This is a genomic window from Aquidulcibacter paucihalophilus (genome assembly GCF_002105465.1).
Taxonomy (GTDB): domain Bacteria; phylum Pseudomonadota; class Alphaproteobacteria; order Caulobacterales; family Aquidulcibacteraceae; genus Aquidulcibacter; species Aquidulcibacter paucihalophilus.
The window spans coordinates 1-7318 of the sequence record NZ_NCSQ01000131.1 but is presented as its reverse complement, the minus strand read 5'-3'; the positions used below and the strand labels follow the sequence as shown (position 1 = coordinate 7318).

The window sequence follows — 7318 nt, the reverse complement described above, 5'->3', positions numbered from 1 at the left end:
ATCCACTTATAGCACCTGTCCAAATTTCCCGAGCCTGCTCTAACCGTGGATTTTGAAAGCATTGGCTAAAGCGATTTCGAAGAAAAATGTCTCAATCGCCGGAAGGGGTGTTAATGGGCATGAATCCCAAGGATTAGGCTGTCCTAGTTGGCGTCATTCGTGTGGAGCAAGCCTATGTCTGAAACCCATCTTGGGGCCGCGATGGCCGGCGGCAATCCAAGCCAAGGCCGAAGCGATCATGATCTCTATGAAACCCCGCCTCTGGCCACCTTGGCTCTCGTTAATTGGCTAGGCCCTGCCCTGCCCGCTAAAGTCTGGGAAATCGCTTGTGGTAATCATCATATCACCAACGTTTTGCGTGGTTATGGCTGCGAAGTCTTTGAAAGCGATCTGATCGATCGCGGTGATCATGTCGTCTCCGATTATCTGGCGGCGTCGGCGGCCGATGCCCCCTTCTCTCCCCTCGCCATCATCACCAATCCCCCTTGGGATCAGGCTTCCGACTTCATCGAGCATAGCCTCCTTGTGCACCAGCCGCGATTCATGGCGCTCCTGCTCAAGGCTCAATTCTTCCATAATCGCGCGGGCGTGAAACTGAGTGGCAACCCTCTAACGCGGCCCACTCACACTCTGCCCGTGTCATTTCGTCTTGATTTTAGAGGGCGCCGGAATCCCGCCATGGATTGTACCTGGTTCGTCTGGGCGCCGATAGCCATCCGCGCTTTGAAGCCCTTGCCCGTCCAGTCTGAGGGCTTTAGGCCGCGTGGGCTACCGTGCTCGGTTGGCGCATATCCCGGCACCAGATCAAAAACTCGGTGAGATCCAGTAGCGCTGCAGGGCCAACCCCCTCAAATTGCTTATCCTGATAATTGCCCTGGCGCGTCAGCTCGCCGAGATTACCCGTTGCTTCAAACAAGTCCGTAAAGTCAAATAGGGGTTTGAATTCCTTAGCTGCGCTTTCCAGCTCCCGCTGGTAAATCCAGTGGCCGTGATTGTGTTGAAGATCCCGACATGTCCACTCAAACAGTGTCTCAATCCGGTTGCGGAACGCTGTTTGCCGCACCCAATCTTCCCTTCGCACCAAAACCGCCTGTATCACCGCAGCCTGCGTCGATACCGGCCTTAAAAGCGGATGACGCCACTGGCAAAAATCACTCTGCTCGCGCGCCAATTGCCGGCACGCCTCCACAATCCCCAAAAACTCCCCTCGACAGCCTGACCCTACTGCCCTGCCCTTCTTCAGATCTCTGTAGGAAATCCCAAGGATCTGTCTCAGCGTAATCAATCCCTCAAGATGTCCCTGAAACGCCCTGTTAGCCCGTTCACTCATCCGAAAAGCACGAACCGGCAAATCCAGCCATTTGGATGAGCCCTCTTCTTTTAAGATTTCATCGGCCGCTCTGTGCCACGCAAACTCCATGTCCCTAGGCCGCCATTCGCCAGGCTCTTTTCCGCGTCTTAACTTGTAGATACTCTGGCCGAAGGTGTTGCTTTTAACCTGCTCCAGCAGCCATTTGGGCAAACCCGCAAGTCGGGCCCCGCCGACGCGTTGATAAATTTCCGAGTGGAAAATCTTCTCGCCATTTTGTTTTGAAAATTCGCCTATCGTTGGAAAGTTTTGTGCGATCGCCGCCATGCTTTGAGGTAAAATCAGGGCCGAGGGTAAAGCTAAATCTGCTTGATCCAGCTGGGCCAGCTTCTCGTTGAAATGATCAAATTCTCGTTTAAGCCTTTCAATGACCCACTTTTGCTCAGCCAATAATCTATCCTCCAAGAGTCCCAAGGCCATTCTGGCCTCTGAATCGTCCAGACAAGCTCGCAGATTCCAGATGCGATGAGCCAAATCTAGCCTTACGCATGGGTTCTTACGGGCGTCCCCGGCTCAAAGCCGGGTCGGGCTCTATTCGCGCTAAAGGCGCTCACCGAGCCAGCCGCGCAGTCTCGGCCCTTCGGGTGACGATCCCTAACGCAAACTACCACAAGCTACCCGTTTTGAAAGAGTCCTGCCCCACTCAGAAGCGGGATTTCGAGGGCGAGGCCGCGCCTCAGACAAGAGCCAGCAATCATACCGGCGCAAAAATGGCTGACCTTTAGCTCGGTGATCTATAAGGGTCTCACCTGGATCCCGCTTGAGAACACCAAGGTCTATCAAGCATCAGTTTATCGCCTTTTCGATCAGAAGGGGTGCGCCATATTTCGCTTCATGTCATGCGAGAAATAGGCTATGACCGTGGCGAAACCGGGAGCAATCGAAGTGGCTGATATAGCAGAATACAACGCCATTACGTTCCTTATAGGAATTTGCCTCTGGACAACAGGACTAATGGTCGCGACAATTTGGGCTGCTATTGGCTCGAGGGAATAGGTGTTCATCATTTCAAGAAGGACCACCACTAAAGCCGCCCTCTTTGTGCCAAGTTGCCAATGATGTGCCGAAGTATCCCACCCATATTGTCGAGTGGTCCAACGCTCCTCTCGATTGTTGCGACGATATGGCGCAAACCTGCCGACGGTATGATGCGAAAGTGACGACGGTGTGCCGCTAGATTGGCGGCGGTATGATGCAAAGTAGACGGCGGTATGACGCGAATTGAGCGACGGTGTGGCGCGCGGCGATAGTTTTGCAATTTGTTCTCTTAAAACCTGATTGTTTTCAGCTGCCTGCAAGACCCTGCATGGAGTGCGTTACGTACGACCGCGAAGCCCAAATGGCGCGGTGCATAATAGTGGGTGTGGATCCTTAGGCTTGGATTTTTTAAAGGACTTTTGTGTTTGAAGTCCTTTTTACTCACCAAATTTAAGGAGTTGTTAAGCAAAATTGCAAGATTGAACGAAACATATCATAGATACGCTGAAATTCCTTCAATTGACCTTCGCCGACTGCGAAAGGATGAAAACATGGTACAGGACAACTATGGCTCTGAAGCGAGCCGGATCGGCGCTTTAGCCCAAGCGGGCGAAGAAATGGTTGAACGACTCCGGCGTACCGCCTTTCTTCCAGGCGCAAGGAAAGGCTTGCAAGTTCGCTTTGGGATAGCCGAAGCGGCTGAGCTTTTGGGTTGTTCCACTAATCGTATTCGGATGGCTGAGCAGGATGGCCGACTTCCACCAGCACCTGAAAGCGAGACCGGGCGAAGATTGGGATATGATATCGCGGCACTATTGAATATGCGCGAGGTTTTAGGTGCGTCCCCACGTAGGCGCGAGCAGGACCCACCTGCAATCATCGCGGTCCAGAACTTCAAAGGCGGTGTTGGAAAGTCCACCCTAACGACCCACTTGGCGCATTATTTGGGTATTGCAGGCTATCGAGTGTTGGTTGTGGATTGTGACAGTCAAGCTACAACGACCACTCTTTTTGGCTTCAATCCCCATTTCGCGATCCGCCAAGAAGAAACTCTCTACCCTTATCTGGCATTGGAGCCGACGGAGGATGATTTAGCCTATGCAGTGAAAGGCACTGTCTGGCCTAATGTTGATCTCATTCCCTCGAATCTGCAGTTGTTCGACGTTGAATATGAGCTTGCGGCTGCAGGATCGCGTGGGGGTAGTGTGCTACCCGCCCGGTTTCGCAAGCTGCGCGAGGGGTTGGCTAAATTAGCACGGAACTACGATGTGGTGATTCTTGACCCACCCCCTGCCCTCGGAACGATTTCGCTGGCGGTTATGCAAGCAGCCAATGCGCTTCTGGTACCATTAGCGGCAACCACGCCCGACTTTTGCTCTACTGTCCAGTTTTTATCGATGATGGATCAGGTTCTGGAGCAATTAAGTGGTGCCGGCATCGAAGTTGATTATGATTTTGTGCGCCTGATGTGTTCGAAGTTTGATGCCAATGACCCTAGCCATTCAATGGTGCAAAAAGTCATGGAGCAAGCGTTTGGCCCTGCCTTACTCCCGGTTTCCTTACTGGAATCGGCAGAAATTAGCCATGCTGCGTTACGGATGATGACAGTCTATGAACTTGAAAGACCGGTCGGGACGCCAAAGACCCACAAACGATGTCGCCAGAATCTGGATGAAGCATTTGCTCAAGTTGAGCAGCTAATTAGGCGTCGTTGGGGCCGCGTTTCTGCAGGCAATCCTACCCTACTAATGGGGGTAGTATAATGGACATACTTTGTACTACTTCGCTTTACCGGACCATACCGTGTGCCAGTGGCTATAGCAGTAGTGGTTGGTATGGCTCAGCCTTTTCAGACATGGGCCCTTTAGCCGAAGGAATGTTCCTGTCTTTCCGCCTCCCCTCCCTCCTAAATTCACACTTGGATAAGCGCTATGTCAAAACGTCAGCTTGACTATCTCAACGAGCTTCTAAGCACGCCAGCGGATGGTGCTCCCATTGATGTAGAACACGCTCCGGTCGATGACGCGCCTGAGTATCCGCGCGCCAAGCGTGGCAGTACTCTATTGTCTCGTGATAACGCGCTGGCCAAAATCGCTTCAGGAGATGTGCGCCAGATTACGCAACTGTTGCTTGATCCAAGTAGAGTACGGGTGTGGTCTGGAAATGCGAGGTATCAAGCAGGGCTCAATGAAGCAAATTGCCGAGATCTGATCGACGCGATTTTATCAGAGGGCGGCCAGAAAGTTCCAGCGATTGTGCGCCGTGTCGAAGGGGATTCAAAATACGACTATGAGGTTATCGCCGGCACCCGGCGGCATTGGGCGATTTCTTGGCTTCGTAGAAATTCTTGGCCAGATATGATGTTCCTTGCGCAGGTCCATGTCCTCGATGACGAGAGCGCGTTTCGACTTGCCGACGTTGAAAACCGCGCACGCCGGGATGTGTCAGATTTTGAACGCGCACAGAATTATCTTCAGGCACTTTCTGGCTATTATGGCGGAAAGCAGAAGCGCATGGCTGAACGATTGCGCGTTTCTGAAGGCTGGCTCTCGAAAATGTTAAAAGTTGCATCATTGCCTGAATGGGCTGTAGCGGCCTTTTCTGGGCGTGGGGATATCCAGCTAAAGACTGTTTACCCTTTAGCCCAGTTTCTGGACCTGTTGGATAAGCAAGGCGAGACAAGTGACCTTTCCAAAGTTAGGGCTTCAGCTGGGGAAATTCGCTCGGAACAAGCCAAACGAGTTGAACAAGGGCTTCCGCCAATAGGCGCTGGCGACGTCGTGAAGACGCTGATGTCTGCAGGGCAGAGTGCTGAACAAGGCGAATTGCTGTTTGAGGCCGACTCGAAGCACGGTCGAAAAGCGCTGTCGGTGTTGTCCTCCAATCGCAACGGAATCACGCTGCGTCTGCATAGCGGATCGGGGGCGGGTGAAGCTGAAGTGTTGGATTTGGTAAAGGCGGCGCTTGCCGCGCTGGACGCCAAGGGCAGGGGCCTTGCGCGATAAAGGTGAGTTAGAGCGCATGGGCAGAGCAAAAAATTTCCCCGGGGAAATTGCCGTTCGACTAGAGCTTAGTGGAAACTGGGACCACACCAGTCTTTCCCCCGGGAAATCTTTCACTTCTATACTTCTGGGGCCTTATCAATGATTCGCGTAAAGCCCGCGGCGGCACCAGAACAAATCGACTTGTTTCTTCCGTATTTGTCAGACCTTTCATTGCGCGATCAGCGCGAAATGATGGAACGCCCCTTCTTTAGTCTTGCCAAATCAAAGCGGATCAAGCCCATCGATTACACGTCACCTGACGGCAAAATCTGGGTACACGTTTCAGCTAACCCAGATTATGGAATGGCAACAATCTGGGATGCTGATATCTTAATCTACTGCGCTAGTATGTTGAACGACATGAAGGGCAGGGGGGTAAATGATATCCCGCGCGTCATAAACATCATGCCATATGACTTGTTGCGCGCTATCGGCAGACCCACGACTGGAAGGGCATACGAGTTGCTGGCGGGGTCTCTTGATCGCCTTCAATCAACGACTGTCAAAACCAATATCCGCGCTGACCAACGCCGTGAAGCTACATTTTCTTGGCTCGATAGCTGGAGCCAATTGGTTGATGAAAGAACCGAGCGCTCACGTGGCATGCAACTGGCTCTTTCTAGCTGGTTTTACGATGGCGTTCTGATGAACGGCGGCGTTCTTGCCATTGACCGTGCATATTTCAACATCACAGGTGGCCGCGAGCGGTGGCTATACAAAGTTGCGCGCAAGCATGCCGGAGGAGCAGGGGAGGGGGGTTTTGCAATTGCTCTTCCAACGTTGTTCGAGAAGTCTGGTGCGGAAGGGCCGTATCGACGTTTCAAGTTTGAAATAACGGCGATCGCTAAGCGCAATGAGATCCCCGGCTATAATTTGGCTCTCGAGAATGCTGCGAATTCCAACGAGCCACTGCTACGCATGACACGGATCGTCGACAAACGGCCTCAAGCAACGCCGGATTCGCAGGGCATGCAACTGAAGACAGGCCCTAAGACGACAGACGCTACAGCTAACACGAAACCAAAACTCTTCTCACAGGGCATGACCGACCGCGACGCTGCGGGATACATAACGGACGAAACGCTTGCATATGTTCGCGCCCATTTTCGTGGCTGGGACTTCCATGCCCTGCACGAGGACTTCAGGACCTGGCTGAAAGACGATGAGGCACGGACCCCAGCCAATTACCAAAAGGCTTTCATCGGATATGTGAAACGATACCACGAACGCAATCGGTTCACACTTTAATTTGAGATTATCTGGGCCACAGTTGGCCATCGCGTTCTCGAAGTGACGACCTTTCGTGAGATCGGAGTGCGTCGACCGATTCAACGAAGTGTCAAAACATCACGTTTGAAGGGATTATGCGAATCAGACTCCCAAACTCGTTCAAAATACCCAGCCCTCACCCAACCTGTCGACACATTAGGAACGAATATATTCGACCAACGACACTTCAGGAACATTCACGCGATCCTTCGAGAACAAAAGTGCCGACACTTCGAGAACAATTTCACGACACAACAGGAACCCTCGAAAACAATTAATATCGAAGAAACAATATCTTATGGTGCATTTTCAGCGCTTAACTTATATAACAACACCCTAAAATTTAAACGATCACCGATTTTATAGAAATTGATAAAAAGGCGAAGATCTGGAACTATTTGGTTGCCGATAACAGGCTCGGTAAGCCGCAAACTGTTCAAAGCCCTAGTCGAAAGCTTGACCTGGTGGCAGCGGGAGGCAGACGCATAATCCCAAACTCAGTCCACCAAGAATGTAACCTGCTCACAGTCGTCAATTCACAGCCAACAACTTAGCCCGCCGAGAACCCCATCATATCTGCAAACATCAATTTTTATGTTTTGCCTTTGGTCTGCTTTGCGCCGATATTGTTGAAAAACTAGAAGTTTAGACGAGATTG

5 protein-coding genes are annotated in these 7318 nt (G+C 51.9%); 4 read left to right on the top strand and 1 reads right to left on the bottom strand.

The features are described 5' to 3' along the window. Nucleotides 1–174: 174 nt before the first annotated feature. Complete coding sequence (locus tag B7364_RS17890; protein WP_157893608.1) at nt 175–819, top strand: hypothetical protein; 645 nt, start codon at nt 175–177, stop codon at nt 817–819. Here the strand turns inward: B7364_RS17890 and B7364_RS08565 are convergent. Beyond that, nucleotides 755–1759 carry a hypothetical protein gene (locus B7364_RS08565; protein WP_157893607.1) on the bottom strand — a complete coding sequence of 335 codons (1005 nt, stop codon included), beginning with the start codon at nt 1757–1759 and terminating at the stop codon, nt 755–757. The genes B7364_RS17890 and B7364_RS08565 overlap by 65 nt on opposite strands. Before the next feature lie 1139 nt (nt 1760–2898). Between B7364_RS08565 and B7364_RS08555 the strand changes: the two genes are divergently transcribed. The 3 genes from B7364_RS08555 to B7364_RS08545 all read left to right on the top strand — a co-directional run bounded on the left by B7364_RS08555 (nt 2899) and on the right by B7364_RS08545 (nt 6639). Further along, nucleotides 2899–4110 carry an AAA family ATPase gene (locus B7364_RS08555; protein ID WP_085339585.1) on the top strand — a complete coding sequence of 404 codons (1212 nt, stop codon included), beginning with the start codon at nt 2899–2901 and terminating at the stop codon, nt 4108–4110. Nucleotides 4111–4278: 168 nt separating this feature from the next. Further along, nucleotides 4279–5352, top strand: a complete 1074-nt coding sequence (locus B7364_RS08550) for a ParB/RepB/Spo0J family partition protein (RefSeq protein ID WP_085339584.1) — start codon at nt 4279–4281, stop codon at nt 5350–5352. Nucleotides 5353–5490: 138 nt separating this feature from the next. Next, nucleotides 5491–6639, top strand: a complete 1149-nt coding sequence (locus B7364_RS08545; protein ID WP_085339583.1) for a replication initiator protein A — start codon at nt 5491–5493, stop codon at nt 6637–6639. The last annotated feature ends 679 nt before the right edge of the window (nt 6640–7318 follow it).

Excerpts from the sequence above, each read along its gene's own strand:
- B7364_RS17890 (WP_157893608.1), top strand. The coding sequence starts at position 175 with ATGTCTGAAACCCATCTTGGGGCCGCGATGGCCGGCGGCAATCCAAGC.
- B7364_RS08555 (WP_085339585.1), top strand. The coding sequence starts at position 2,899 with ATGGTACAGGACAACTATGGCTCTGAAGCGAGCCGGATCGGCGCTTTA.
- B7364_RS08550 (WP_085339584.1), top strand. The coding sequence starts at position 4,279 with ATGTCAAAACGTCAGCTTGACTATCTCAACGAGCTTCTAAGCACGCCA.
- B7364_RS08545 (WP_085339583.1), top strand. The coding sequence starts at position 5,491 with ATGATTCGCGTAAAGCCCGCGGCGGCACCAGAACAAATCGACTTGTTT.